23 protein-coding genes and 1 pseudogene are annotated in these 26,150 nt (G+C 64.9%); 18 read left to right on the forward strand and 6 right to left on the reverse strand.

Annotation, left to right across the window (positions count from 1 at the left end; all coding sequences use genetic code 11):
- The 3 genes from IRZ12_RS03415 to ugpQ form a co-directional block, all read left to right on the forward strand.
- Positions 1–369: FAD-dependent oxidoreductase (locus tag IRZ12_RS03415; protein WP_296464120.1), on the forward strand; the 369-nt coding region annotated here is incomplete at its 5' end.
- Positions 370–416: 47 nt separating this feature from the next.
- Positions 417–1,880, forward strand: coding sequence for an extracellular solute-binding protein (locus IRZ12_RS03420; protein ID WP_296464122.1), 1,464 nt, complete (start codon positions 417–419; stop codon positions 1,878–1,880).
- Positions 1,877–2,653 carry a glycerophosphodiester phosphodiesterase gene (ugpQ, locus tag IRZ12_RS03425; RefSeq protein WP_296464125.1) on the forward strand — a complete coding sequence of 259 codons (777 nt, stop codon included), beginning with the start codon at positions 1,877–1,879 and terminating at the stop codon, positions 2,651–2,653. The genes IRZ12_RS03420 and ugpQ overlap by 4 nt, the downstream gene beginning before the upstream one ends.
- 7 nt (positions 2,654–2,660) lie before the next feature.
- Here ugpQ and IRZ12_RS03430 read toward each other — a convergent pair whose 3' ends face one another.
- A complete protein-coding gene (locus IRZ12_RS03430) occupies positions 2,661–3,404 on the reverse strand; it encodes a metallophosphoesterase (protein WP_296464127.1) in 744 nt (247 codons plus the stop codon).
- A 158-nt stretch (positions 3,405–3,562) separates the two neighbouring features.
- On the opposite strand from IRZ12_RS03430, the gene IRZ12_RS03435 reads away from it, so the two are divergent.
- The 9 genes from IRZ12_RS03435 to IRZ12_RS03475 all read left to right on the forward strand — a co-directional run bounded on the left by IRZ12_RS03435 (position 3,563) and on the right by IRZ12_RS03475 (position 13,632).
- Positions 3,563–4,345: a TcpQ domain-containing protein gene (locus tag IRZ12_RS03435; protein WP_296464129.1), complete on the forward strand. Its 783-nt coding sequence runs from the start codon at positions 3,563–3,565 to the stop codon at positions 4,343–4,345.
- 9 nt (positions 4,346–4,354) lie between these two features.
- Positions 4,355–5,962 carry a hypothetical protein gene (locus tag IRZ12_RS03440; RefSeq protein WP_296464131.1) on the forward strand — a complete coding sequence of 536 codons (1,608 nt, stop codon included), beginning with the start codon at positions 4,355–4,357 and terminating at the stop codon, positions 5,960–5,962.
- Between the two features lie 10 nt (positions 5,963–5,972).
- Positions 5,973–7,283: a hypothetical protein gene (locus IRZ12_RS03445; protein WP_296464132.1), complete on the forward strand. Its 1,311-nt coding sequence runs from the start codon at positions 5,973–5,975 to the stop codon at positions 7,281–7,283.
- Entirely contained in the window at positions 7,276–7,797 is a 522-nt protein-coding gene (locus IRZ12_RS03450; RefSeq protein ID WP_296464134.1) for a hypothetical protein, read from the forward strand. Before IRZ12_RS03445 ends, IRZ12_RS03450 begins: the two co-directional genes overlap by 8 nt.
- Positions 7,798–7,827: 30 nt before the next feature.
- A complete protein-coding gene (locus tag IRZ12_RS03455) occupies positions 7,828–9,699 on the forward strand; it encodes an ATPase, T2SS/T4P/T4SS family (protein ID WP_296464135.1) in 1,872 nt (623 codons plus the stop codon).
- Entirely contained in the window at positions 9,696–10,799 is a 1,104-nt protein-coding gene (locus IRZ12_RS03460; RefSeq protein WP_296464139.1) for a general secretion pathway protein, read from the forward strand. Before IRZ12_RS03455 ends, IRZ12_RS03460 begins: the two co-directional genes overlap by 4 nt.
- 8 nt (positions 10,800–10,807) lie before the next feature.
- Positions 10,808–11,392, forward strand: coding sequence for a type 4 pilus major pilin (locus tag IRZ12_RS03465; protein ID WP_296464141.1), 585 nt, complete (start codon positions 10,808–10,810; stop codon positions 11,390–11,392).
- Positions 11,393–11,454: 62 nt separating this feature from the next.
- On the forward strand, positions 11,455–12,963 hold the full coding sequence (locus IRZ12_RS03470) for a hypothetical protein (protein WP_296464143.1): 1,509 nt from the start codon (positions 11,455–11,457) through the stop codon (positions 12,961–12,963).
- A 9-nt stretch (positions 12,964–12,972) separates the two neighbouring features.
- On the forward strand, positions 12,973–13,632 hold the full coding sequence (locus IRZ12_RS03475; RefSeq protein ID WP_296464145.1) for a hypothetical protein: 660 nt from the start codon (positions 12,973–12,975) through the stop codon (positions 13,630–13,632).
- Here IRZ12_RS03475 and IRZ12_RS03480 read toward each other — a convergent pair.
- A complete protein-coding gene (locus tag IRZ12_RS03480; protein WP_296464147.1) occupies positions 13,600–14,688 on the reverse strand; it encodes a CAP domain-containing protein in 1,089 nt (362 codons plus the stop codon). The two genes, IRZ12_RS03475 and IRZ12_RS03480, sit on opposite strands and share 33 nt — an antisense overlap.
- A 267-nt stretch (positions 14,689–14,955) precedes the next feature.
- On the opposite strand from IRZ12_RS03480, the gene IRZ12_RS03485 reads away from it, so the two are divergent.
- From IRZ12_RS03485 to IRZ12_RS03495, 3 genes are all read left to right on the forward strand, one after another.
- Positions 14,956–15,147 carry a YqaE/Pmp3 family membrane protein gene (locus IRZ12_RS03485; RefSeq protein ID WP_296464149.1) on the forward strand — a complete coding sequence of 64 codons (192 nt, stop codon included), beginning with the start codon at positions 14,956–14,958 and terminating at the stop codon, positions 15,145–15,147.
- Positions 15,148–15,236: 89 nt separating this feature from the next.
- Positions 15,237–17,852, forward strand: coding sequence for an alanine--tRNA ligase (gene alaS, locus IRZ12_RS03490; RefSeq protein WP_296464151.1), 2,616 nt, complete (start codon positions 15,237–15,239; stop codon positions 17,850–17,852).
- 36 nt (positions 17,853–17,888) lie between these two features.
- Positions 17,889–18,116 carry a sulfurtransferase TusA family protein gene (locus IRZ12_RS03495; RefSeq protein ID WP_296464165.1) on the forward strand — a complete coding sequence of 76 codons (228 nt, stop codon included), beginning with the start codon at positions 17,889–17,891 and terminating at the stop codon, positions 18,114–18,116.
- Between the two features lie 98 nt (positions 18,117–18,214).
- On the opposite strand, the gene IRZ12_RS03500 is transcribed toward IRZ12_RS03495, so the two are convergent.
- The 4 genes from IRZ12_RS03500 to IRZ12_RS03515 form a co-directional block, all read right to left on the reverse strand.
- A complete protein-coding gene (locus tag IRZ12_RS03500) occupies positions 18,215–21,064 on the reverse strand; it encodes a valine--tRNA ligase (RefSeq protein ID WP_296464153.1) in 2,850 nt (949 codons plus the stop codon).
- Positions 21,065–21,219: 155 nt separating this feature from the next.
- Positions 21,220–21,624, reverse strand: coding sequence for a hypothetical protein (locus IRZ12_RS03505; protein WP_296464155.1), 405 nt, complete (start codon positions 21,622–21,624; stop codon positions 21,220–21,222).
- Between the two features lie 17 nt (positions 21,625–21,641).
- Positions 21,642–22,073: a DNA polymerase III subunit chi gene (locus IRZ12_RS03510; protein WP_296464157.1), complete on the reverse strand. Its 432-nt coding sequence runs from the start codon at positions 22,071–22,073 to the stop codon at positions 21,642–21,644.
- A gap of 13 nt (positions 22,074–22,086) precedes the next feature.
- Positions 22,087–23,610 (reverse strand): leucyl aminopeptidase, encoded by a 1,524-nt coding sequence (locus IRZ12_RS03515; protein ID WP_296464159.1) that lies wholly within the window; start codon positions 23,608–23,610, stop codon positions 22,087–22,089.
- A 75-nt stretch (positions 23,611–23,685) separates the two neighbouring features.
- On the opposite strand from IRZ12_RS03515, the gene lptF reads away from it, so the two are divergent.
- The 3 genes and pseudogenes from lptF to IRZ12_RS03530 form a co-directional block, all read left to right on the forward strand.
- The gene (gene lptF / locus IRZ12_RS03520; RefSeq protein WP_296464161.1) at positions 23,686–24,777 is read left to right on the forward strand and encodes an LPS export ABC transporter permease LptF; all 1,092 of its coding nucleotides are present in this window, start codon (positions 23,686–23,688) and stop codon (positions 24,775–24,777) included.
- Positions 24,778–24,934: 157 nt separating this feature from the next.
- The gene (locus IRZ12_RS03525; RefSeq protein ID WP_296464163.1) at positions 24,935–25,879 is read left to right on the forward strand and encodes a CysB family HTH-type transcriptional regulator; all 945 of its coding nucleotides are present in this window, start codon (positions 24,935–24,937) and stop codon (positions 25,877–25,879) included.
- A 168-nt stretch (positions 25,880–26,047) separates the two neighbouring features.
- Positions 26,048–26,150 (forward strand): annotated as a pseudogene (locus tag IRZ12_RS03530) (DUF2325 domain-containing protein); the annotation flags it as partial.

Consider the following 26,150-nt stretch of genomic DNA (forward strand, 5'->3'; position numbering starts at 1 on the left):
ACCGTCAGCCTGACGGACAGCGCGAATAAAGTGGTATTTTCGCGGCTGGGCGACAAACTGAGGGTCGCGGGCACCGCGGAACTCAGCGGGTACTCGCGGGCTCTGAACACCGCGAGGTGCGAGGCGTTGACGTCCTTGACCCGGGAACTCTTCCCCGGGGCCGTGGACCTGGAGAACGTTTCGTATTGGTCTGGCCTGCGCCCGGCCACGCCGTCGAATGTGCCGCTCATAGGACGCACGCGCCTGCCCAATCTTTATCTGAACACCGGCCATGGCACGTTGGGGTGGACCATGGGCTGTGGTTCGGGGAAAGCGCTTGCCGACCTCATCTGCGGCCGCCGGCCCGAGGTCGATTTTCCCTTTTTGTGAATTTGTGTACCCCTGTGAAGTTTGAGAAGTTTCAGGAGATGGGATTGATGCAGCCGAACAAACGCTGGTCGAAATGGTGGGTATCGGTTTTCGCCGCCAGCGTTCTGGCCTTGAGCAGCCTGGGGGCCTCGGCGGCGCAACCGGCCAAGCAGGGCAATACCAAGGCGGCCGCGAAAAAACCAGTGTCCGCGAAACCAGCGTCCGCGCCCAAGAAGGCGGCAGCGGGGGCCGCTGCCGCAGCGGCTGCCGGGGCCGCCGCAAGCGCGGCAGCCGCTCCTTCCGGCCCCATCGAGCTTCAAGTATGGCACACCATGAACCCGCCGCAGGCCGCGGAGTTCGAGTCCCTCGTGGAGCGTTTCAATGCCGGCCAGCACGGCTTCACCGTCAAAGCCGTGCATAAGCCATCGACCGAAGCATTGATCGAGGACGGCATTGCCGCCGTCCGCGCCCGCCGTGCGCCGCACATGGTCGAGCTGCCCGACAATCGCTCGCCTGAGTTCATCGCGCGGCACGCCACCATCCTGCCCATGCATGAACTGCTGGCCAAATATCCCATCAAGGATCTGCGCTGGTTCCTCCCGCAGACCACCAGCACCATGCGCGATGCCAAGGGAAGGCTGCTGGCGTTGCCGTGGATGGCCGACATTCCCATTTATCTGTACAACCGCGATCTTTATCGGCGTGCCGGCTTGAACCCGGATGCCCCGCCGCGCACCTGGCGGGAAATGCAAGGGCATTTGCTCGCCCTCTTGCAAAGCGGGGTCAGCTGCCCCTATGCGACTAGCTGGCAGACCTGGGTGCACGTGGAAAGCCTTTCCGCCATGCACAACACGGCCTATGCCACCCGCAACAACGGGCTGGACGGCCCCAACGGCGCGCATCTGCTTGCCAATGACCTGCTGCACGTGCGGCACCTGGCGCTCATGATGAGCTGGGTGCGCAGCCACCTGTTCCCGGTACGCTCTGGCCGGGACGAGGCGGATGCGCATTTCGTTTCGGGCGAGTGCGCCGTGCTTACCAGCGGCAGCAGCGCCTTGGCGCAGGTGCAGGCCAAGGCCAATTTCTCGTACGGCGTTGCGCCGCTGCCGTACTACGAGGAAGAAGCCTCGCAACCGAGCACACCCTTCGTCGGAGGGTCGGCGTTTTGGGCGTTGGGTGGACATTCCGCGGCAGAACAAAAAGCCTTGGCGACCTTCATCGCTTATCTCGCCACGCCCGTCGTGGCTGCAGAGTGGCACCAGAAGACCGGCTTCTTGCCCTTGACCGAAGCTGCCTACCGGGCCTCGAGCGTGTCGTTCTACAAGAACATTCCCGGCGCCGAAGCCGTGGTGCGCGCGATGGCCAATCCCCCGGCCAAGTTCACCCGGGGCTTTCGCCTGAACAACTATGGCCGCGTGGTGAGCATCATCGACAGCGAGCTCAATGCCGTTTGGAATGGCATCAAGCCTCCCAAGCAAGGCCTGGACGATGCCGTGGCGCGGGCGGCGGCAGTGATGAACGCGAAAAAATGAGCGTTTCGGCCAACGTCGTTTCCGCAGCGCGCTGGCCGTATCCCCGGATATTGGCCCATCGCGGCGGAGGTGTCCTGGCTCCCGAGAACACCCTGGCGGGCATGCGGGAAGCCCATGCGCGCGGAATCCGGGGTGTGGAGTTCGACGTGATGCTTGCCGCCGACGACGTGCCCATCCTCATGCACGACACGCAGCTCGGGCGCACCGTCCCGGGCCACGGCGACGTCGGCGCCCTCGACTCTGAAGAGTTGTCGCGCATGGACGCCGGCGCGTGGTTCCATCCGCGGTTCGAAGGTGAGCCCGTGCCGCGCATGGAAGACGTGGTGCAGTGGCTGCGGGAGCACGATGTCTGGATGAACATCGAGATCAAGCCTCGCGCGGGACATGACGTCGATACCGGCCAGGTGGTCGGGCAGATGGTGCGGGAGCTTTTCGCCGACACTTCAGATCCCGCCCGGCTGCCGCTGTTCTCATCGTTTTCCGCCAAAGCCCTGGCAGCGGCGCGCAACGCCGCGCCGGACGTCCCGCGCGGCCTGTTGGTGGAAGGCGTTCCTGCCGATTGGTTGGCGCGACTGCAAGCCCTGGGATGCGTATCGCTGCACTGCCGCCACGATATGCTCGATGCGGCACTCGCCCGCTGCATCAAAGAGGCCGGCTATGGCCTCATGTGCTACACGGTCAACGACCCAGACCGGGCGAGGGAGCTGTTTTCCTGGGGGGTCGACGCGATATGTACGGATCGTTACGACATCGTCGGCGTCGACCTGTATTGACGCGCGTTCAGACCGTCACCACCAGCTCAGGATCGAAGTCCGCGTTCTCGCCCGGGTAGCCGCCCGGGTTGGCGACCACGCGCGCCTTGCCGATGTGGTAATCGAAACAGGTATGCGTGTGGCCATGTATCCAAAGATCTGCCTTGGCTACCAAATCGTCGAGCCTGGACGAGAACGCCGGCGATAGTTGGTTGCCTTTGTATTGTTCTGGTACCGATCGCTCGCTTGGCGCATGGTGGGTGACGACCACGGTGCGGCCTGAGTAAGGGGCGTCTAGTTGCTCCGCGAGCCAGTTGCGTGCCACCTGGTGCAGGGCGATGCAGGCGTCGGGCGTGAACCGGCCGGCGTCTGTGTCGATGCAGCTGAAATCCGGCATCAGGCGTACGGCCATGGCCTGGGCCAGCTCGTCGGCCGGCGAGCCGTACAGCGCGAAGTCGGCCCAGAGCGTCGTGCCGAGAAAGCGCACGCCTTCGAATTCCACCGCTTCGTTGACCAAGAAATGTATGCCATGGCGGCGGGCCGTTTCGCGCATCTTGCGCTCGAGCTTGCCCATGTGGGCCGAGTAGAACTCGTGATTGCCAGGGACGTAGACCACCGGCGTCTTGCCGAAGGCGTGCGCCGCCCATTCGATGCCCAGCTCGTGGCTATGGATGTCGCCGGCGAGGACGACCACGTCCGCATCGACGTTGGGAAGGGGGCGGTTTCCGCCGAAGTGTTCGTGATGGAGGTCGGACAGGACTCGGATGCGCATGGGATTCGGTAGCTTGGCTGGGGCAGGACAAATGCGGCCTTACGTACGTAGTTCACACGCTACTCGCGCCTTGCCGCATGCGGCACGATGCAGCCCTGGTCGCGGCGCCGTCCGCGACGCTTTGCCGGGGGTTCATTATGCATCCGTGTCGAGTCGTCGTGTCCGTCTTTCTCGCCTTGGCCTCGGGCGTCGCATTGGCGCAGCGGGCCGGGCAAGCCACGCACGGGGCGGCCGCCCGCAGCCAGTATGACTTCACCTACCGCGTCGAGGGAGACAGGCGGGTCGCGCCGGTGCAGGTTTTCGACGATGGGCAGCGGACCTACATGCAGTTCCGGGTGGGCCAGCTGCCACCTGCGATATTCACGGGTGCCCCGCACGAGGCCCGCTTGGCGGCCGTGGCGTGGCAGGGCGGCTATGCGGTGGTGTCGGGCACGGCGCGGGACTTCACATTGCGCATAGGCGACGTGTTCGCACGCGTCCGCTACGAGGGGCGGGCGCCGCGCAGCGAAGGGGGAGGTTTCGACGCGGAGGTACCACCCGGACTTTCCGAGCGGACGCCGGTTCCCGGGGCGGCAGGCCGCGCCCGTGTTGCCGCGGATGCGGACGTCGCGGGCGATGCGCGTTCCAGGCCGGCGGCCGTGCAGCCGCCTTCGCTGTACGAGGCCACGCCGGCGGACCGTACCATGCGCCAGGCGCTGGCCCGCTGGGCCAAAGCGGCGGGCTGGACGTTCCAGGACGAGCACTGGGCGGTCGACGTCGATATTCCGTTGGTGGGGGCCGCCCGGCTGGGCACCGATTTCAAGTCGGCGGTGCGCGAATTGCTGGCCTCGACCGAGTTGTCGTGGCGTCCGCTGCAGCCGTGCTTTTACTCCAATCGGGTGCTGCGCGTCATTCCCTACGCAGAATCCTGCGACCGGACGGCGCCTGCGGCGGCGCGCTAGGGGTAGGCCATGAAGCCATCGTTTTTCGCGCGTTCGCTAGGGAGGGCCGGCATGATGGCGGCTGCCGCGCTGTGCGGCTGTGCGCAAATCGAAGCCATGCGCAAGATCGACGATGCCACTGCCCGCGCGGCGGAGAGCATAGCTGGCGCCCAGGTAGGTTTCCAGCATGCGGTGGTGGATACGCGCCGCAAGCTACTTGCACAAGACGTCGCGCGCCCGTGGCTGGCCGGAAAGCCCCAGCCTCTGGCCCGGGACGTTGCATTGCCCGAGCCGCTGCGCGCATCGGTCGAGACGGCCATCATGTTTCCCGGCGGAAAAGTGGACTTGCAGACCTTGGGCGAGCAGGTGACGCTTGCCACCGGCATACAGGTCCGCGTCCAGCCCGAGGCGCTCTTGCCGTACGAAGCTTTTCTGCCTCGGCTGAGCACTCCCGCAGCCGGCGCCGCAACGCTTCCGGCAGACTCCCGGCTCACACTGCCTTCCGGCCTGCATCCCTTGCCGCGCCTGCTCGACCTAGCGGCCAACCGGCTTGGGGTTTATTGGAAATACGAGGCCGGCGCCATTGTCTTTTACCGTACCGAAACCCGGGTGTTCAACGTCCGGGCTCTCACGCTCAAGGCCACGGCTGCCGCCACCCTGGGCCGCACTGGTGGCGGAGGAGCCGGTGCCTTCGAGAGCGCTTCATCCACGCGCATCGAGGCGGGGGGCAGCGACGCGCTCGCATCCATCAAGAGCAAGCTCGAGCCTTTCATGACTCGCGCGGGCGTCATCGCAGCCAATGGTGATGCATCGGGGCTCATCGTCGTGACCGACACCCCCGATGCGCTCGATCGGGTTGCGGCATTCCTGGAGCGCGAGAACAAGGCGCTGACGAGGCGCGTGCGCCTGATGTTCGAAGAGATCGAGCTGGTGGCCAAGAACCAAAGCGAACATGGAATCGATTGGAGCCTCGTCTACCGGCGCACGCGCGACGCCCTGCAGGGCGGGAGCCCTGAGTCTCTCGTTTCGGACGTCGCCGGAACCGGACTGGGCGTCTCGATCACGGGAGGACGCTGGGACGGCACGGCGCTCGTTCTGAAAGCGTTGAGCGAGGTGGCCACCATTACCCGGCGGACTACCGTACCGCTGCAGACCCTGAACCGACGGCCCGTTACCCACGCCGTGCGCACGACCTTCACCTATATCGACCAGGTCCAGGTCACGACGGTGGCTTCCTCAGCGGGCACCTCTACGGCGCCTTCGGTCACGCAGAAAGAAGAAACGGTCGGCTCTTTCCTCACCGTCATTCCGGATGCGCAGGAGGATGGCCAGATCCTGCTCACCATCGCGTATGACAATACCGTGGCGCAACCGCTCAAGACGCTCACCTTCGGCGCTAACGGCAATCAGGTCCAACTGCAGCAGAAAACCATCGACGGCATGGGCACGGTGCAGCAGGTGGAGTTGCGGCCGGGGCAGCCCGTGCTCATTTCCGGCTTCGAGCGCTCGCAGGACCAATACGACAAGCGCAGGCTCGACGAAGGCGCGCCCCTGGTCCTGGGAGGGTCGGGAAAAACCGCGCGCGAACGGCGCCATACCGTGGTGCTGATCACGGCCCAGGTCGAAGAAGGATTCTGAGGGCCGGAGCATGAACGACTACGTATTGCTTCGGTTCAGCAACGATGATCGCGTGCTGGTGCTTGGCATGCGCTGGCATACCATCCTCGGTAGCCGGCTCGACCTTCGCGCCAGACAGAAGGCGAAGCAAACCAAGGCCTCGCATTATGCGCATGCTTCGCACTCAGAGGCCGTAGGCGTGGTCAAGCTGGGGCGGGCCGACCGCAAGGAAGCCGAGCTGTTCCATAGCGGCGCGTTGGCCTTTGCCGCGGAGCATCCGCATGGGGTGGTCGCGCTGCGGGCGGCCTTGCCCGACGGAAGAGTGTGGGTCGTCGCTGCCCAGTCCGGCAAGGTGCTCACGAACTCCGACCGCATCTATGCAACGGCAGAACAAGCGCTGGCGGCGATCGACGAGCTCGCGGCGCGTCACGGCGATGCGCTGACCGTGCTGGAAGCGCTGGACTTGGACAGCCCCGCCATGCCATTCGCTGCACTGATGAGCGAGTCCTCGGCTGAGTGCCGCCTTCGGTCCTGCGGTTGGGCGCTGCCGGGGATTCCTCGTCCCGTCGCGGTGGCGGTAATCGGTTGTGCAGCAGCGTTTTTACTGAGGGCCGTCTGGGATTGGCACGCAAGCCGCTCCGGTCGCGCGCTCGAACCGCTGGCCGTCGATCCCGAGGCTGCGTGGTCGCAGGCATGGGAGGCTTTCCGCAGCCGCGTCCGCGTCGATGCGGAGCATGACTGGGGCGCTTTGTTCGACCGGCTGGTCGACCTGCCCGTGGAAATCGGCGGCTGGCGGCTCGCTTCGGCGCAATGCAAGCGTGACGCGGTCCGCGGTTGGTCCTGCTGGGCGAAATACGGCCGCATCCACCGGCTCGCCACCAACGCCAGTTTCCTGGCTTCCCGCCCTAAGGGGTGGAGCGAGGCATGGCAACCCATGGATGGCGTGGTTGCCCGCTTCGATGTTTCTGTCACTGGCCGTCCCTTGGATGTTTCCCGTCTCAAGACGAGCGCCGAACACGAGAGTGAAACCATATCGTCGCTGCAGCGCTTGCTGCCGCTCCTGAGCGCCGCCTCATTGGGAGAGGCGGCGCCAGTGCGCGTCGACGCTCCGCGCGACGAGCGCGGCGTGCCGCTTCCCGTTCCTCCGTCGTTACCGGCCCTCGTCGAGCGGACGGTGACACTCGAAGGGCCGCTACGTTCGATGTTCTTGCTGCCCGGTACGTTGGCAGGCCAGGTCGAATGGCGATCCGTCGCGCTATCCGTGGACCCTTCCGTCGAACCTGCATTGAACCGCAGCCAGCTCATGGCCGGTATTTCTGGAGTGCTCTATGCGCATGAATAGGAGGATCGCATGGGCGTTGGCCGCGTTTGCGTCTGCGGCCGCCTATGGACCGCTTGCATGGGCGAGCGATGCGGATCTCGACAAGGTTCGCGAAATGCTCAGGCTCGATACCGAGCGCGCGTTGGCGGCCGAACGCGCGCGGCGGGGGGCCGGCGGGGAGGGCGCGCAGCCCCCCAAGGTCGCGCGCCGCCCGGATAAGCTCGTCCTTTCAGCCGTTTACGGCTTGCGCGGTGCGCTGACCGCGGTGGTCCTGGTCAACGGTGAACCCAAGGTATATCGCCAGGGGCGCGACTTGCCTTTCGGTGCGACGTCCGCCTCCTCGGACTACCGGCTGCACCGCATCGAAGAAGGGTGCATATACCTGCGCAAGGGCGCGGTGCAGAGGTCGGCGTGCTTCGACCCGTCGGCATCGCTGCCCAGTCCGCCGGGCCTCGCCCCGCCTGTTCCGACACCGGCCCAGGCTCCGCCGCCCATGCTCCCCATGCTTGCACTTCCTCCCGCCGTCCGCCCGTGACGCCAGCGGCCATCGCCCACAGGAGGCTTCATGTTGATATCCGCTACCCGTACGCGACTGCGTACGATCAAGCACTCGCCCACGCCGGCAAACGGGGCGTTTGCCGGCGAAATCGACGCCCTCTCGGCGCCTTTCGCCCGGATCGACAACCGGGATCAGCTTGCACGCATGACCCCTGCATTCAAGCGGGCATTGCGCACCGAATTCGACCTAGGCAGCCTGCTCAACAAATTTTGCCCCGTCGAGTTGGACACTGGCGAGATTGCCCTATTCACCGTGGATGACTACGTCCGCAGCGAGCAGATCGAGGAGTTCGAGCGCATGGTGCGGGCGCGCGGGCGTACGTTGGCACGCCCTGCGCGGGTGGTCGTGCATGCCACGCTATTGCTGTCCATCGTGCGCGGCCAGATTACGGGCGAGACCCTGCGTTCCCGCCGCAGGGTCCTGATGGACCCGGTCAAGAGCTCCATGGCTGCAGCGTTCCACGACATCGTGGCATGGGGCGTCCGTCACGGCGCGAGCGACATCCATTTCAACGTCAGGATGGCCCACCCTGAATCCGAGATCCGGTATACGGTTGGCGGCCGCTACGTGATGCCCGAGAGGTTCCGCGGCATGCATACCTCGACCCTGATGGAAATCCTTGCCGTGGCGTACATGGACATACAGGGCGGAAACGGCGCCGTGTTCGATCCCATGACAGAGCAGCAGGGCAGCATTCTGCATGAGGTGGAGGGCGGGGCGTACATGCTGCGTTGGGCGTCGCTGGCTACCGACGCGGGCGCGTCGGTCACGATGCGCCTGCTGCGCATGGACATGACCGAGCAGCCCAGGGACTTCGCGCAGCTGGGGTATCTGCCCTCGCAAATCCAGACCATGGAGCGTGCCCTGAAGGCGGAGGGCGGGGCCATCGTGCTGGCGGGCGTGGTGGGATCGGGGAAATCGACCACGATTGCTTCGATGATGGCGGCCATCCCGCCCACCCGCAAGGTCATCACGCTCGAGGATCCCGTGGAGTACCTGATCCCGAACGCACTGCAGAACAGCGTGAGCCGCTCGCTCGACGGTACCGTGTCGAACGAATTCGATGCCAAGCTCAAGACGATCAAGCGGTCGGCCATGAACGACTTGCTGATCGGCGAAATACGCGATCGCTCTACCGGCAGGGCCTTCATGGATCTTGCCAGTTCGGGCAGCAATCTCTACACGACGACGCATGCCGGCAGTGCGGCCCTGATCCCGGACAGATTGGCTTCCGAATTCATCGGGGTGTCTCGCCGTTTGCTGTCCACGCCGGGCATCCTGAAGCTGCTCATTTACCAGACTTTGCTACCCACTTTGTGTCCGCGCTGCGCGCTGCCCCTGTCTTCCCTGTTCGAACGAAGAGGCGGGGAGGACGGATCGCCGGACGAGTGGAGGGCCTATGCCGGTCGCCTGCAGGAACTGTACGGGCTCGATATTGGCCGCCTGAAGGTGCGCAACCCTGCGGGTTGCGCATCGTGCAGGGAAGCCGGGCTCGCCGAGCTGCAAGGATATGCCGGCCGCACGGTGGCGGCCGAGATGATCGATCCGGCCGTCGATGACGACTTTCTGCGTCTCGTACGCGATGCCGATGCGCTTGCCTTGCGGGATTACTTCCGGTATCGGCGACGCACGGCGTTCGACCACCCCGACATGACGGGCAAGACAGCCATGGAGTGCGCCATCTACAAGGCATCCCAGGGTTGGATAGATCCGCGCGACATCGAGCCGAGATTCGTCAGTTTCGAGACGGTGCAGATGCGGGCGAAACATGCCGGCGCGGCGGCGAGGCGCCCGATGCGAAGGCGCCGGCTGGCGTCGGGCCGGGTGCCCGCGCTGCTCTCGCGCCGGCGAGACTCAGGACGGGGGGCCGCATCATGATGCCCTCGCTCGAAGGGTTGCGCGTGAGCGTGGCCGCACGATGCTTTCGTCCCATGCGGGCGGATTACTACGACTACCTTGCCGACATCATGGAAGCCAGCAGCGGCCGCAAGACGCTGCGGGACATATTCCTCGACGACGCCAGGCGTTATGGGCGTCACCCGCGCGGCGTGCTTTCCGGCCATTGGGCCGCACGCTACCAGGAGGGTGGGGGCGACCTGTACGAGACCTTCCGGTCCACCTTGCCCACTGATGAGCTCGTCTTGATCCGGATGGCCCAACGGGGCGGGGGCGGCGCGCTCGAACAGACTTTGCGCGATGTGGCAGCGTTGACGCGCCTGGTCGAGGAAACCAGGAGGACGCTCGTGAGCACGCTGTCCGTGGCCTTCGCCGCAGTGTTGGTCACCTTCGGGATGATAGTAGCGGTGCCATTGTTCACCGTGCCGCGCCTGAAGCGCGCATTTGGCATGCTCCCCGCCGAGTTCGTTGGAGGGTTGACGCGCAAGCTGTATGCATTCGCCGAGTTCGTGCAGGCACATTTATTTGCTTTCGTCGTGTGCCTGGGCCTTGCGATCTATTTCGTGGCATGGTCGTTGCCGAATCTGACGGGACGCCTCCGGCACGTGTTGGATCGATGGTTCGTGTGGCGCTTGTATCGGGATCTCCAGGGCATCGGTTTCCTGGCATCGCTTGCGACGATGGTCAAGCGGCGCGGCAACGTGAGCACGGCATTGCGCGAAGCGCTCGAACTGCAGGTAGAAGGCGCGACGCCGTGGCGCCGATGGCACCTGGAACGGATGATCGCCAACATCGACGATGGGCGGGTCGGTAGTTCGACCTTCGATACCGGCATCGTCGACGCCGAAACCCTATGGTTCCTGACCGACCTCATCGCGGCGCGAGGCATGGACACCGCCTTGCAACAGACGAGGCAGCGGCTCGTGGAGCGGTCTTTGCGGCAGGTGGCGCGCAAGGCCGCCGCGGCGCGCTGGATCCTGCTCTTGGCGTCCGTAGGAACGGCGCTGTCCATCGTTTTCTGGCACATGGGCGTCGTCCAGGAAATGCGGACGTCCCTGACGAATTATTACTCCAGCCGATGAGGTATCCAATGCGTCGCTTTTTCCGAGTCTCCCTGCATCGCCAGAAAGGTTTCACCTTGGTGGAAGTCGCCATCGTCGCAGCCATCGTGTTGATCGCTGCGATCGTGGGCATTCCGGCCATCAACGGGTACATCATCGAGAACAAGGTACCGGCCGTGGCGCAGGAGTTGCAGCGCTTCATCGCCCGGACCAAAGCGTCGAGCCAGGGATTGGGGACGACGCCCTACGCAGGCATCGGGATCGTGCAGCTGGCCAACGCGTTGCGCGGCAGCAGCGTCGTCACCGTCAGCGGTGCGGGGGCAGCGGCCATCGTGCGCCACGGATTGGGCGCCAGCGACGGCCGCATTGTCTTGGCTGCCGGCACGATGACCAGCGCGGGGGATGCTTTCGAGCTGACGCTGGACAAAGTCAACGAGGCCGCGTGCCCCGGGCTGGCCGCCGTCATGCAGCGCGTCTCAGAGCGCATCGTGATCAACGGCAGTGCGGTCAAGCAGCCCGGGACAGGCAACGCCGCGGGCGTCTACGACGCGGTGGGCGCGGACGGAGCCTGCACGAGCGGCGACACGAATACGTTTTCGTTTACCGCGCGCTGAGGCAGGGGATGGAGAGGCTGGCCGGAACACGTCGTCGTGCCGCGTCCGCGCGACAGCGGGGGGTGACGCTGGTCGAAGTGGCCGTGGCCGCGAGCATAGCCATGGTGCTGGCGGTGCTCGCGGCCGGCCGCCTGATGCAGGAAGTCGACGATGCCGCGGCGCACGCCACCGGGACGTATCTGCTCGCCGTCAAGGGTGCGCTGGATGGTTATCTCGTCCAGCATTACGACGCCCTGGCAAGCGGGCAGGACATTCCTGGCGTGGCGGCGCCGTTGGCCCCCACCCTGAGCGAACTGCGGGCCGCTGGCATGTTGCAGGCCTCGTTCCCGGACCGCACGCCGTTCAACCAAGACGTTGCCATTCGCATCGAGCGCAGCGGGGCATGCCCGGGCGCGGGCTGCCGGATGGATGCCCTGGTCCATACGACGACTCCGCTCAGGCCGCCGGGCGCCGCCGAGGCAAACGACCAGCTATTGGCACAGGTCGTCATGGCGAGCGGAGGGTTCGGCGGCGCGGCATATAGCCGGCAGCCCTCCGTGGTGCGGGGCGCCACCTTTACTGTTGCCAATCCGCTCGGCGCCGCGGCCGGCACGGTAGGCGCGTTGGCGAGCCTGGATACCACGCTCTTTCAGCAGTTCGTGCGCATGCGCGACACCCGCAACCCCGACCTACGAGGCGGCCTGGACGTGCAGGGGGCCGTTCGGCTGCACGATACGCTCACGCTGCGCGGAGCGGCAGGCGATTGCATCTCCGCCAGCAACACGGGCGTCATGACCATACAGTGCTCTGGCCTGCTGCAGACGAAGACAGGGCTGTTCCAGGCCGACAACGGTGCGGTCGTGCGCATAGACCCTGCCACGGGCGTGATTGCCAGCCAGCGGGTCATGGGGGCGCTCGGGTTGGTCACAGACCGGGGGTCCGTGTTCGATGCGGCCGATCCCCAACCCGCCATTCGGGTCGCAGCAGGGCAGATGGTCGTCGCCACCGGCGATGGCGTGGCCTTGACTGTCTCCGGCCGTGACCTCGTCGGCCACGCCGGCGTCTCGGCGGCACGGCTGGGCGTTCGCGAGGTGGCGGTTGCGAATACGCCTTGCGCTCCGCTGATGTCGCCCGAGGCTGGGGCCAACGCCGAATTCGCGCGTACGGCCGCGGGTGGCCTACTCGTGTGCGTAGGGGGAGCCTGGCGGGAATTGGCCGCCATCGCCTCGAACGGGACGGCCTGTACGCCCAACGGCGCTTTCGCCACCGATGCGGATACCGGGACGGGGTTGGTGTGCCGCCTGGGGGTTTGGATGCGCGCCGATGATCTGCTTTCCAGCTACGTCATGACGGGCAGCCAGGTGGTCGGGTCGGGAGACCTGGTGCAGAAGCCCACGTGCGGACGCCTCGGCACCGCCAGCGGAGTGCCGCTCATTTATCTATTGCCCCAGATCGAGTCTTCCAAGGGGGCGTCATTTACGCGCAAGGCGCTCGATGCCGGCACGGCGTGGCAGGTGCAGCTGCTCGATTTCGATGGGACGGCGCTGGGCGGGCAGGCCAAGGCCATCGCCCAGGTCTATTGCAAATACTAGGAGAGATCCATGAAGCGACACTTACTGATGGGCCTGGGCGGCTGGCTCGCCGCGGCCGCGCAGGCATACGGCCAACCCGCCGAGCCGCAGGTGCGTTCGCCGTGGGCGGATTCCACGCATATCACGGGGGTGGCGCAAAAGGTCATGCCGGATGCGCCGACGTCGCCGCCTGTGGATCCTGTTCCCGATGCCGGCAAGGCACCCGCCACGATCCAAGACTTCCTGGACGCATTGAATGGCGCCGATATCTATTTCCGAGAAGCGTGGGACGGCCGCAGCGGCTGGGCCGAGCTGCCGGCATTCCTGCGCGTGGCGGTCCGCAGCAGCGGGGCGCAGATCCAGGTGCACAACCCGGGGCAGAACGCCTGGTACGAGCTGTGTACGTTGACGCCCTGGAAGACACAATGCGTCCTCAGCGCCGGCACGCCGGTGAACCTGACGTTCGGGATCAGCAACTCCGCGATCACCATAGCGGGCGCTGGCTGTGGGCCCGGGTATTACGGGAGCGCGCAGGCTTCCGGTTCCTATACGTGGGAAGCCTTTGCGCACAATCAAAGCGCCTTTTCCAACCAGAACCGGCATTTGGAGCCGGTCGCCAACGGCTATTCGGGCCACTTCTTCATGAACGGAAGTTTCTTATCCGCCTGCAGCTACGAGTTCCCGGGGTAGGGGCTTTGCGCCATCCCGCAGCGCCGGGTTTGCGCTGCGGGTCTCGAAGCGCCAGTCGGTCGAGATGTCTTTGCCTGCCTGCTCGGCGTGGACCGAGACCTGGTAGGTCTTGCCGAACTGGAGTTCGGTCGTGGGCAGCAGGAAGACGCAGCCCTGGTAGACGGATGACAGCGCGAGATTGGGGTCCACGACGATATCGATGTTCGATCCGGCCTCGGCCTGCACCCGCTCGTTCACCAGCAGCCGGGCAGGGATGGAAGCGCCAGACTCGCGTTCTTGGAGGGCGACGCCGATGACGCGCAAGGGGGCGAAATCGCCTTCGGCCCCGCAAAACATGATCGGCGTGCCCGCGGACTCGAGGTCGGGGGCCGGGTTGGGCGATTCATTGGCAGGGTAGAAGATGGGGTTGACGTCGGCCTGCCCGTCGACCGGCCAATGCCAGACCGAGCCTAGTGTCAGCAGGCCCCGGCCGCTCGTGCCCATCGTGATGCTGGTGCTGGAAAGCGGCGCGGGGGTCGAGGTGGAATCGCTGCCGATGCCGATCTGGTTTGCACGCGGCTCCAGCACGCCGTGCAGGTGGTAGACGGACTGAAGGAGGGATTCGATGGCGTCGACGCCGGGACGCGCGTAGCTGATCACCTCGACTACGGTTGTGCCTGAATAACCTTGAGCGCGTGCCCTTGCTCGATGGTCGACTCCCGTGAACCATGGTTTGCCGGGATCCTCTCCATGCCCAACCCTGTAATTCCGCACCTGATACGTCGCATGTGCCTGCGCCGCCGCGTCGAGCTGGGCGTTTTGCTCGACGGCGCTGACGCCGGCGGCTAGGCGAGCCTGGTTCAGGCGCATGAAGGCTTCGAGTTTGTCTCCGGTATAGCTCGAAACGGGCATTTCGGTAATAGGCCGGTCGGTGTCCGGCGTCGGTGGCGTTTGCGGGGTGGCGGGCGGGCCGTCGCTTCCTCCGCCGCCGCATGCGGCAAGGAGCGCTGTCAGGGGAAGCACGCGCAGGGCAGGTTGCAGAAATTTCGGAAGGACGGGAAATAAGGTTGTTTTCATGGCGGTAGGGCATCACGAGGAGAAAAAGGCGCCCGAGCGCCCGCGACCTGGTTTCGATGCGGATGGTCGAGCTATGAAGATCTAACGGGCGTTCCTACGGTCTCGAGATGCGGGGCTCTACGTACGTACCCCGGGCGGCTTGCCGGGCGTTTCCTGGTCCGCGGTGCAAGGGGGCCAGGGATGTGGCGCTCCGCTCATGGAAGCCGTCGCCCCGCACCGGCGAGGGCGCCTGGGTAAAATGGCCGCCATTACTGTTTCGGGGTCTCTATGCGCCTACTTCTCGCCCTCTTGCTTCCCTGGCTGCAGTTTTTCACTATCGGCCGCCCTTTCGCCGGCATCGTGTGCCTCATCCTCCAGCTCACCGTGATCGGGTGGGTGCCGGCCGCGATATGGTCCGTGTACGCCCTCAGCCAATACAAGACCGACCAGAAGATCAAGAAGGCCCTGGGCGGCCGCTGAGCTGCGTCCCTCTATAATCAAAGATTCGATATTTATCCGGGGATGTAAACGGGCGCTGTTGGCGATTCATCCCCTACCTGCGTGCAGCGATGAAATCCGCCGAGATCCGTCAGAAGTTCCTCCAGTTCTTCGAATCCAAGGGGCACACCGTCGTGCCGTCCTCGTCGTTGGTGCCTGCTAACGACCCGACCTTGCTCTTCACCAATTCGGGCATGGTCCAGTTCAAGGACGTTTTCCTGGGCAACGAAGTTCGTCCCTATAAGCGCGCCACCTCCGCCCAGCGCAGCGTGCGCGCGGGCGGCAAGCACAACGACCTCGAGAACGTGGGCTACACCGCCCGGCACCATACGTTCTTCGAGATGCTGGGTAATTTCAGCTTCGGCGACTATTTCAAGCGCGATGCCATCCATTACGCGTGGGAACTGCTCACCACGGTCTACAAGCTGCCTGCGGAAAAGCTGTGGGTGACGGTCTACCAGGAAGACGACGAAGCCTACGACATCTGGAAGAACGAGATCGGCGTACCCGTCGAGCGCATCGTGCGCATCGGCGACAACAAGGGCGCCCGCTACGCGTCGGACAACTTCTGGCAGATGGCCGATACGGGCCCCTGTGGCCCGTGTTCTGAGATCTTCTACGACCATGGCCCGGATGTCTGGGGCGGCCCGCCGGGATCGCCCGAGGCTGATGGCGACCGCTACATCGAGATCTGGAACCTGGTGTTCATGCAGTTCGACCGCGACGCTTCGGGCAACATGACGCCGTTGCCCAAACCCTGCGTGGATACCGGCATGGGGCTCGAACGCATCGCCGCGGTGCTCCAGAACGTCCACTCGAACTATGAAATCGACCTGTTCCAGAACCTGATCAAGGCTGCCGCGCGCGAAACCGGCTGCACGGACTTGGCGAACAATTCGCTGAAGGTCATCGCCGACCACATCCGCGCGTGCTCGTTCCTGGTCGTGGACGGCGTCATCCCCGGCAACGAAGGCCGGGGCTATGTGCTGCGCCGTATCATCCGGCGGGCACTGCGCCATGGCTACAAGCTGGGGCAGACCAAGCCTTTCTTCCATCGCCTGGTGAAGGATCTCGTGGCCGAAATGGGCGAGGCCTATCCGGAGCTGGCCAAGGCCGCGCCGCGCGTGGAGCAGGTGCTGCGCCAGGAAGAGGAGCGCTTCGGCGAAACGCTGGAGCACGGCATGAAAATCCTGGACAACGCGCTTGCCGCGTTGAAGCCGGGTGCCCCGTTGGACGGCGATACGCTCTTCAACCTGTATGACACCTATGGATTTCCGGTCGACCTGACGGCCGACATCTGCCGCGAGCGCAACGTGGAGGTGGACATGGACGGTTTCGAGGCTGCCATGTCGCGCCAGCGCGAGCAGGCCCGCGCCGCCGGCAAGTTCAAGATGGCCGCCGGCCTGGCGTACGACGGCGTCAAGACTGTATTCGAGGGCTACACCCACTTGGCAGTGCAGGGCAAAGTGACTGCGTTGTACGTGGACGGCGTCTCCGTGCCGCGCATCGAGGCAGGGCAGGCTGCGGTGGTCGTGCTGGATCGCACGCCTTTCTATGCGGAGTCGGGCGGCCAGGTGGGCGACGCCGGCGTGCTGGAACAAGGGCAGGTCCGGTTCGAGGTGGAAGATACCCAGAAAATCCAGGCCGAGGTGTTCGGGCATCACGGCAAGCTCGTCTCGGGATCGCTTGCCGTGGGCGACACGGTCGACGCCCGGGTGGACGAGCTGCGGCGGGCGCGCACCATGCGCAACCACTCGGCCACCCACTTGATGCACAAGGCGCTGCGCCAGGTCCTGGGCGACCACGTGCAGCAGAAGGGCTCGCTGGTCGACCCCGACAAGACCCGCTTCGATTTCTCCCATGATGCCCCGATGTCCGCCGAGCAAATCGCGCAAGTCGAGGCCATCGTCAATCGCGAGATCCTGGCCAATACGCCGGTGCAGGCCCGGTTGATGGCTTATGACGAAGCCGTCAAGGGCGGTGCCATGGCGCTTTTCGGGGAGAAATACGGCGACGAAGTGCGGGTGCTCGACATCGGGTTCTCGCGCGAGCTGTGCGGGGGCACGCACGTGAGCCGCACGGGCGACATCGGCCTGTTCAAGATTGTCTCCGAAGGGGGCGTGGCAGCCGGGGTGCGCCGCGTAGAGGCCATTACCGGCGACAACTCGCTTGCCTACCTGCAGAACCTGAATGCGACCCTGAACTCGGCAGCCGGCGCGCTCAAGGTGCAGCCGGGCGACCTGCCGGCGCGCATCGCGCAGGTCCAGGACCAATTAAAGGGCCTGGAAAAGGAAATCGCCCAACTCAAGAGCAAGCTCGCGAGTAGCGCCGGCAACGACCTGGCGGCATCGGCCGTCGAGGTGAAGGGCGTGAAAGTACTGGCCGCGAAGCTCGACGGCGTCGATCCGAAATCCCTCCGCGAGACCGTGGACCAGCTCAAGAACAAGCTCAAGTCCGCCGCCATCGTGCTGGCCACCGTCGACGGTGGCAAGGTAAGCCTGGTCGCCGGCGCGACGAACGACGTCTCGGGCAAGGTCAAGGCCGGGGAACTGGTCAACTTCGTGGCCCAGCAAGTGGGCGGCAAGGGCGGCGGCCGGCCCGACATGGCCATGGCCGGCGGCAGCGATCCTTCCGCGTTGCCCCAGGCGCTCGCCAGCGTGCAGGCATGGGTTGAGAGCCGCCTGTAAAGGGCGGCAGGAGAGGCTTCGATGAACACCGAATCGATTGCATTCGATCTGGAAGTGGATGCCAAAGGGCTCAAATGCCCTTTGCCCATCCTGCGCGCAAAAAAAGCGTTGTCGAACTTGGAGAGCGGCCAGGTGCTCAAGGTCGTCTGCACGGACAAGGGCTCCGTGCGGGATTTCCAGGCCTTCGCCAAGCAGACGGGCAACGAGTTGATTGCCCAGGCTGACGACGGGGAAGTGTTCGTCCACTATTTGAAACGACGCTGAGCGCGTCGCGCGCCTCGGGCCCCGTGCAGCCGCCCCGGCCCCCCAAAAAAAAAACACCCCGTGCGGGCCGTTCTTTTTTTGTACGCGAGGCTTGCCGGTCAGCCCAGCTTGGCGCGTTGTTCCCGGATCTTGCCCAGCGTGTCGGTGAATTGCGCGAGCCGGCTTCTTTCCTGTTCCACCACGGCCGCCGGCGCCCGATCGACGAAGTTCGGGTTGCTCAGTTTGCCGTTGGCCTTGGCGATCTCGCCCTCGAGGCGGGCGATTTCCTTGTCGAGGCGCGCCTTTTCCGCGGCGACGTCCACTTCGATGTGCAGCATGAGCCGCGCATCGCCCACGACTTGTACTGGGGCACCGATGATGTCGGGCAGCTGGTCCACCACCTTGACTTCGCTCAGCCGCGCCAGCGCTGCCAGGTAGGGTGCGTTGCGCTCCAGCGTCGCGCGGTTGCCGGTCGCGTTGAGCGGGGCTTTCTGAGAGGGGGGCACGTTCATTTCCCCGCGCAAGGCGCGGACCGCGTCCACCTGCGCCTTGAACTCAGCCATGGCGGCCTCGGCCGCTTCATCGATCTTCTCGGGCTGTGCGACGGGGTAAGGCTGCAGCCCCACGCTGGTGGCTTCGTCTGCGCGCCGCTTGCCGGCCACGACGGACACCTTCTGCCACAGTTCCTCGGTAATGAAAGGAATGATGGGGTGGGCGAGCCGTAGCACGGTCTCCAGTACCCGGATCAGGGTTTGGCGCGTGCCGCGTTGCTGCGCCTCGCTGCCGGCCTGAAGCTGGACCTTGGCCAGTTCGACGTACCAGTCGCAGTATTCGTCCCAGACGAAGCGGTAGAGCGCGGTCGCGATGTTGTCGAAGCGGTAATCCTCGAAACCCTTGGCGACCTCGGCCTCGGTCCGCTGCAGTTGGCTGATGATCCACTTATCGAATATGGACAGTTCGACTTCGGCCCCGGGTTCCAGCCCGCAGTCCTTGCCTTCCACGTTCATCAGCACGAAGCGGGTAGCGTTCCAAAGCTTGTTGCAAAAGTTGCGATAGCCTTCGCAGCGCTTGAGGTCGAAGTTGATGTTGCGGCCGAGGGTGGCGTAGGCCGCCATCGTAAAGCGCAGGGCGTCTGCCCCGAAGGCGGGGATGCCGTCGGGAAACTCCTTGCGCGTTTTCTTGGCGATGCTTTCGGCCTGCTTGGGGTTCATCAGGCCCGTCGTGCGTTTCGCAACCAGCTCGTCGAGGCCGATGCCGTCGATCAGGTCGACAGGGTCCAGGGTGTTGCCCTTGGACTTGCTCATCTTTTGCCCTTCGGCGTCGCGGATGAGGCCATGCACGTAGACGTGCTTGAACGGAACCTGGCCCGTGAAGTGGGTGGTCATCATGACCATCCGGGCGACCCAGAAGAAGATGATGTCGAAGCCGGTGACCAGCACCGAAGACGGCAAGTAGCGGGACAGGTCGGGTGTCTGCTCGGGCCAGCCGAGCGTGGTGAAAGGCACCAGCGCGGACGAGAACCAGGTGTCGAGCACGTCCGGATCCCGCGTGAGCGGACCGGTGTAGCCGGCCGCGGCGGCTTTGTCCCGGGCCTCTTGTTCACTGCGGGCGACGAAGATCCGGCCGTCGTCGGCGTACCACGCGGGAATCTGGTGCCCCCACCACAGCTGGCGGGAGATGCACCAGTCCTGGATGTTGTTCAGCCACTGGTTGTACGTAGTGGTCCAGTTCTCCGGATAAAACTTCACGCGGCCGTCGGCCACGACTTCCTGCGCCACCTGGGTGATCGATTTTCCGGGGTGGAGGGTGCCTTCGGGCGCGGGCTTGCTCATGGCGACGAACCACTGGTCGGTCAGCATGGGCTCGATGATGGCGTTGGTGCGATCGCCGCGCGGCACCATCAGCTTGTGCTTCTTGACTTCGGCGAGCAGGCCCTGGGCCTCGAGATCGGCCACGATGCGGGCGCGCGCCTCGAAGCGGTCCAGCCCCCGATACGCCTCGGGGACCTGGTCGTTGATGCGTCCGTCCAGTGTCAGGATGGAAATCATGGGCAGCCCGTGGCGCTGGCCGACTGCGTAGTCGTTGAAGTCGTGCGCAGGCGTGACCTTGACCGCGCCTGTGCCGAACTCGCGGTCGACGTAGTCGTCGGCGATGACGGGGATGAGTCGGTCGGTAAGCGGCAGGCGCACTCGCTTGCCGATGAGCGCCTGGTAGCGCTCGTCGTCAGGGTGCACCATGACTGCCACGTCGCCCAGCATCGTTTCCGGACGCGTGGTCGCGACCGTGATGAAGCTGTCGCTGCCTTCCACCGGGTAGCGGATGTGCCACAGGTGGCCGTCTTCTTCCTCGCTGACGACTTCGAGGTCGCTGACCGCGGTCATGAGCTTAGGGTCCCAGTTGACCAGGCGTTTCCCCCGGTAGATCAAGCCCTGCTCATAGAGGCGGGTGAAGACTTCCGCCACGCCGCGCGACATGTCTTCGTTCATCGTGAAGTATTCGCGCGTCCAGTCGGGCGACGTGCCTAGGCGCCGCATCTGGTTAGTGATGGTCCCGCCCGAGTATTGCTTCCATTCCCAGACCTTTTCGACGAATTTCTCGCGGCCGAGGTCGTGGCGGCTGATCTTCTGCGCGTCGAGTTGGCGCTCGACCACGATCTGCGTGGCGATGCCCGCGTGGTCGGTGCCGGGAATCCATACCGTATCGAAGCCGCGCATCCGGTGGTAGCGCGTCAGGCCGTCCATGATGGTCTGGTTGAACGCGTGCCCCATGTGCAGCGTGCCGGTTACGTTGGGCGGCGGCAGCTGGATGGCGAAGGCTTGGTCGTTGTTGGGCCCTTTTACGTGTACCCCGGCTTGGAAGTCCCCGCGTTGTTCCCATAGCGGATACCAGCGCGCCTCGATGGCCGCTGGCTCGAAACTCTTGGGCAGTTCGTCGGTTTCGTTTTGGGCTGGGGTGGATGCTTGGGTCATCGGAGTTCCGGAAATGCGTCGAAGAGGAGGCGGGCACGTGGCCGCCGCCCGTAAACCTACGATTTTAGTGGATTGAGTGGCTTGCCGCCTTCGGCAGGGTCGTCCGCGCGGCCGGCTCGGCCTTCCCGGCGCCGGGGTCGCGGGCGTGGAGGCGCTTATTCGGACGCAGGGCGGCTCCGGGCCTGGAAATCGGCGGCTTCGCGGCGGATCAGCTCTTTCTGCACGGCTTCGTCGACCATGCGGCCAAGTTCTTCGCGCAGGCTCGCGGCAACGTCATCCAGGGCGCGCGCGGCTGCCAATTCGAGCGCGGTGCGCATGCGGCCCTTGAGCAGCGGGTCGACCCGCTCCAGGAGGTCCTGCAGCACGGCCGTGCGCAGGGCTTCTATCTCTTTCTCGAAGTCTGGCGTGCGTGGCGCCGCAAAACTGGGCTCGGTGCGCGCGGCCGGCGAGGCCCGCCCGGCTGGGGGCGAGGCGGGTGTCGACGACGGCAGCGGCACGTCCAGGACTTCGGTCAGGACCGGGATGGCCGGATCATTGCGGGGAGGGAACGGAGAGTGCATGTCGATATGCCCCGTGGTTACGGGATTTGTTGGCGCGACACGTCATGCCGCACGATGTTGTGGCCGCATTCTTGGTAGAAGCGCCAGCGCGCCCGGGCCGCCTCACGGTCTGCCGGATCGGTAGACACGACCTCGATGACCCGCTGGAAGCGGGCGTAGATGGGCGGCCAGGCATCGTCCAGGTTGAGCAGCCAATCGTGATGCGGCGTGGGGGCGTCGGAGGAGGTCAGGACGATGGGGGTGTCCGCGGCGAGCGGGTCGTTGAGCCAAACGTGGGGAACGAAAGAGATGTCGTCCAGCGCCCACAGCATTTGATCGAACGCGGTCAGCCGTCCATGATCGCGGCAATACACCACCAGCCTATGCCCCGCCTGGTGGCGGCGGGTGGCGATCAAGCAGGCGGTGCGCAGGCGGTCGGGGGCGCTGAACGCGAAGTCGATTTCAGTCATTGGGCCGTGCGATTCAGCTCAAGGACAGGAGGTACTGCGTGAGCAGCGGCACCGGCCGGCCCGTTGCGCCTTTGTCTTTGCCGCTGCGCCATGCCGTGCCGGCAATGTCCAGATGCGCCCAGCGATAACCCTTGGCGAAGCGCGACAGGAAGCAGGCTGCCGTGACGGCGCCGGCCGGCGGGCCGCCGATGTTGGCCATGTCGGCGAAGTTGGACTTGAGCTGCTCCTGGTAATCGTCGTCCAGGGGCATGCGCCAGACCGGATCGAGCACCTGCCGCGACACGCCGAGCAGGGCGTCGGCCAGTGCGTCGTCCGGCGTGAACAGGCCGGTATTGACGTGACCCAGGGCAGTGACGCAGGCGCCGGTGAGCGTGGCGATGTCGATGACCGCGGCCGGCTTGAAGCGCTGCACGTAGGTCAGTGCATCGCACAGGATGAGGCGTCCTTCCGCATCGGTATTGAGGATTTCCACGGTCTGGCCGGACATGGTGGTGATGACGTCGCCCGGCTTGTTGGCCCGACCGCTGGGCAGGTTTTCGCAGGCGGGGACGACGCCGATCACGTCCAGCGGCAATCCAAGCTCGGCGACGGCGCGCAGCGTGCCGAATACGCTCGCCGCGCCGCACATGTCGTATTTCATTTCATCCATGCCGGAGGCGGGCTTGAGCGAGATGCCGCCTGCATCGAATGTGATGCCTTTGCCGACCAGCACGATGGGCCCTTGGCCGGCCGTCTTGGCGCCGGCTGCCTTGGCACGCGAGGCGGGTTTTTGTTTCGCGCCTTCGTAGCGCATCACGATGAACTTGGGCGGTTCATCAGAGCCACGCGCCACCGACAGGAACGACCCCATCTTGAGCGCTTCGATCTGTTTGCGGTCGAGCACCTCGACCTTGAGCTTGTGCGTCCGGCCAAGCTTCTTGGCCGTTTCGCCCAGGTAGGTCGGCGTGCAGACGTTGGCCGGGAGGTTGCCGAGGTCGCGCGCCAGGCTCATGCCGTTCCCGATGGCGCCGCCTTCGCGCAGTCCTGCCTCGGCTTCCTTGGTGTCGGACCGTTCGACGGCGAGGGCGACGCGGCCAAGCTTGGGCCGGCTCGAAGCATCGCGCTTGCCGAGGGTGGCGTCGAAACGATATGTGACATCTGCGGCGGCGATCGCGGCGAGCCTGGCCCGGGCGCGCATGTCGGCACCCTGCATGGGCACGGCTGCCAATGCCGATACCGCCTCGGCCACGCCCAACCCGGCGGCCGCCGACAGCGAGGCGCGGTAGGCAGAGGCGAGCACCTTGGGAGAGAACGCATCTTGCGGGCCCAGGCCGGCCAGCACGACCCGCTGGGCAGCGATGCCGGGCAGGGACCTCAGCACGAGCGTTTCGCCTGCCTTCCCTTTGAAGTCGGTCTTGACCGCGGCGCGCACGGCGCCCTGCGAGGCGCGGTCGATCGCGTCTGCGGCCGGCGAGAGGGCTCCGTCGGCAAAGACGCCGACCACCAGCGCTGCGGTCTTGATTTTCTCGGGTGCGGAGGTCTGTGTGCTAAAGTCCATGCGCGATTCTTCCTATATGTAGTCGCGAGATTGCCGATTATCCCGCAGATGCGGGCCCCTCGCACAGGCCGTACCGTGTCCTTGTTCCAGCGCTCCGTCAAAGACGAACTGACCAGCCATGCCAGCGTGGTGTTTTCTACGCTCGTGGTCGTGTGGATCAGCGTGCTGCTGGTGCGCCTGCTGGGCGAAGCGGCGGCGGGGCGCATCGGCGCCGACGTGGTGCTGGGCATCGCGGCGTTCTCATCCATCAACGCGCTACCCACTATCATCGCGGTCTCCGTATTCATTGCCGCGCTGACCACCGTCACGCGCAACTACCGCGAATCGGAAATGGTGGTCTGGTTCTCCAGCGGCCTGAGCCTGGTCGCCTGGTTTCGCCCCATCTTGCGCTTTGCCGTACCCGCCGCCGTATTGGTCGGGCTGCTGACGCTGGTGGGCTCGCCGTGGGCGCAGAAGCAGATCGCCGATTACCGCCTTCGCTATGAACAGCGCTCGGACGTGTCCAAGGTCACGCCTGGCCAGTTCCTCGAGTCCAGCGGCGTTGACCGCGTGTTTTACGTGGAATCGGCCACCGACACCATCGATCGCGTGCAGAACGTATTCGCACGCTGGATCGAGAACGGGCGGCTCAACGTGCTCGTCTCGGGCGGGGGGACGCAGGAAGAGCAGCCCAACGGCGACCGCTTCATGGTGCTGGAGTCCGGCCATCGGTATGAATTCGAGCCGGGATCGCCGCAGTTCAGGCTGACGAGTTTCCAGAAATATGGCGTGCGGATGGAGAGCAAAGGCCCCGTCACCTCGGACGATCTCTCGAACAAGGCCCGCTCGACCATGCAGTTGATCCGGGATAGGGGGCCGGGCGCGGCGGGCGAGATGCTCTGGCGCGTCAGCATGCCCCTGTTGGCCATCAACCTCGCCCTGCTGGCCGTTCCCCTGGGAGCGGTGAACCCGCGGCTGGGGCGTTCGGGCGACGTGGTCATCGCGCTCTTGGTAGCCCTGTTCTATCTGAACATGGTCAATCTCGCCAAGGCTTGGGTCAATAACGGCCGGGTGGACTTTTTCGTGGCGCTGGTCGCCCTGCACGGCACAGTGGCCCTGCTTACGGCTGTCCTGATGTATTTCCGGGTCCGCGTGAAAGCTCCCAAGGCAGCTCCCAAAGCGGCCTGAGCTGCGCGCGGCCGCAGTAGTGCGGCCGTCATGCTGCAAAATCCGACTATGCTTATTTCCAAATAGAATTAACGGTAGTCGGCATATTACATTATGATCTATGGCTTGCCGCGGCCTGCGTTGGCAGGTTGGTAGGCCGATCATAGTGAACCGCACCATGAACTTGCAGCAATTCAAATTCGTCCGGGAAACCGTGCGCCGCGATTTCAATCTCACGGAAGCCGCGCGCATGCTCTATACCTCGCAACCTGGGGTCTCCAAGGCCATCATCGAGCTCGAGGACGAACTCGGCGTGAAGATCTTCGAACGCCACGGCAAGCGCATCAAGGGGTTGACCAAGCCTGGCCTGGCCGTCTCCCAGATCGTCGATCGCATCATGCGCGAGGTGGACAACCTCAAGAAGGTCAGCGACGAGTACGCGCGCCGCGACGAAGGGGGGCTGACCATCGCCTGCACCCACACCCAGGCTCGCTATGCGCTGCCCCAGGTGATTCCCGAATTCCGCAAGCGGTTCCCCAAGGTGCATTTGTCATTGATCCAGGGTAGTCCAGGCCAATTGGCCGACATGGTGCTCAACGAGCAGGCGGACCTTGCCGTGGCGACCGAAGCGCTGGCGCTCACGCCCGGCATGGTCACGCTGCCGTGCTATTCCTGGGAACACGTGGTGGTCGTGCCGCCAGACCATCCCCTGGCACAACTGACATCTTCGCAGGCACGCAAGCTCACACTGGAACAGCTGGCGGAATACCCGATCATCACGTATGACCGGGCGTTCGCGGGCCGCACCGCCATCGACCAAGCCTTCAGTTCACAGGACATCCATCCCGATTTCGTGCTGGAAGCCATCGACGCCGATGTCATCAAGACCTACGTGGAACTGGGGCTGGGCATAGGCATCATTGCGGGCGTCGCCTACGATCCCAAGCGCGATAGCGGGTTGGTCGGCTTGCCGGTGGGCCGGCTGTTCGGCATGCACACCAGCCGCATCGGCTTGAAGGCGGGGACCTTCCTCCGGGACTACGTCTATACCTTTGTCGAGCTCCTCGCACCGAATCTCACGCGCGAGGTCGTGCAGAATGCCCTCAAGCCTGCTGACGCGTAGAGGCTTTCATTTCCCGGCCGGCGAGGCGAAGCGGGCCTTGGCCGGGAAGGACTTGCGCCGGCTATCTGGCGGGCGATGTCGATCAGTTTAATCAAATGAGAATTTTTCTCATTCTTGTTGACTTGATAACAAGAATGATTATCATTTGATAAACGTTTCCTTGCGGAGATCGATATGGCAGTGAGCGCCGTCGTGGTCGGGGCCGATAGGCTGGGCAATATCCCTGACCTGCTGAAGGGACACAACATCGCCATCACCCACCACATCAGGA

The organism is Pigmentiphaga sp. (genome assembly GCF_019689535.1).
In the GTDB taxonomy this organism is placed as follows: Bacteria; Pseudomonadota; Gammaproteobacteria; order Burkholderiales; family Burkholderiaceae_B; genus Pigmentiphaga.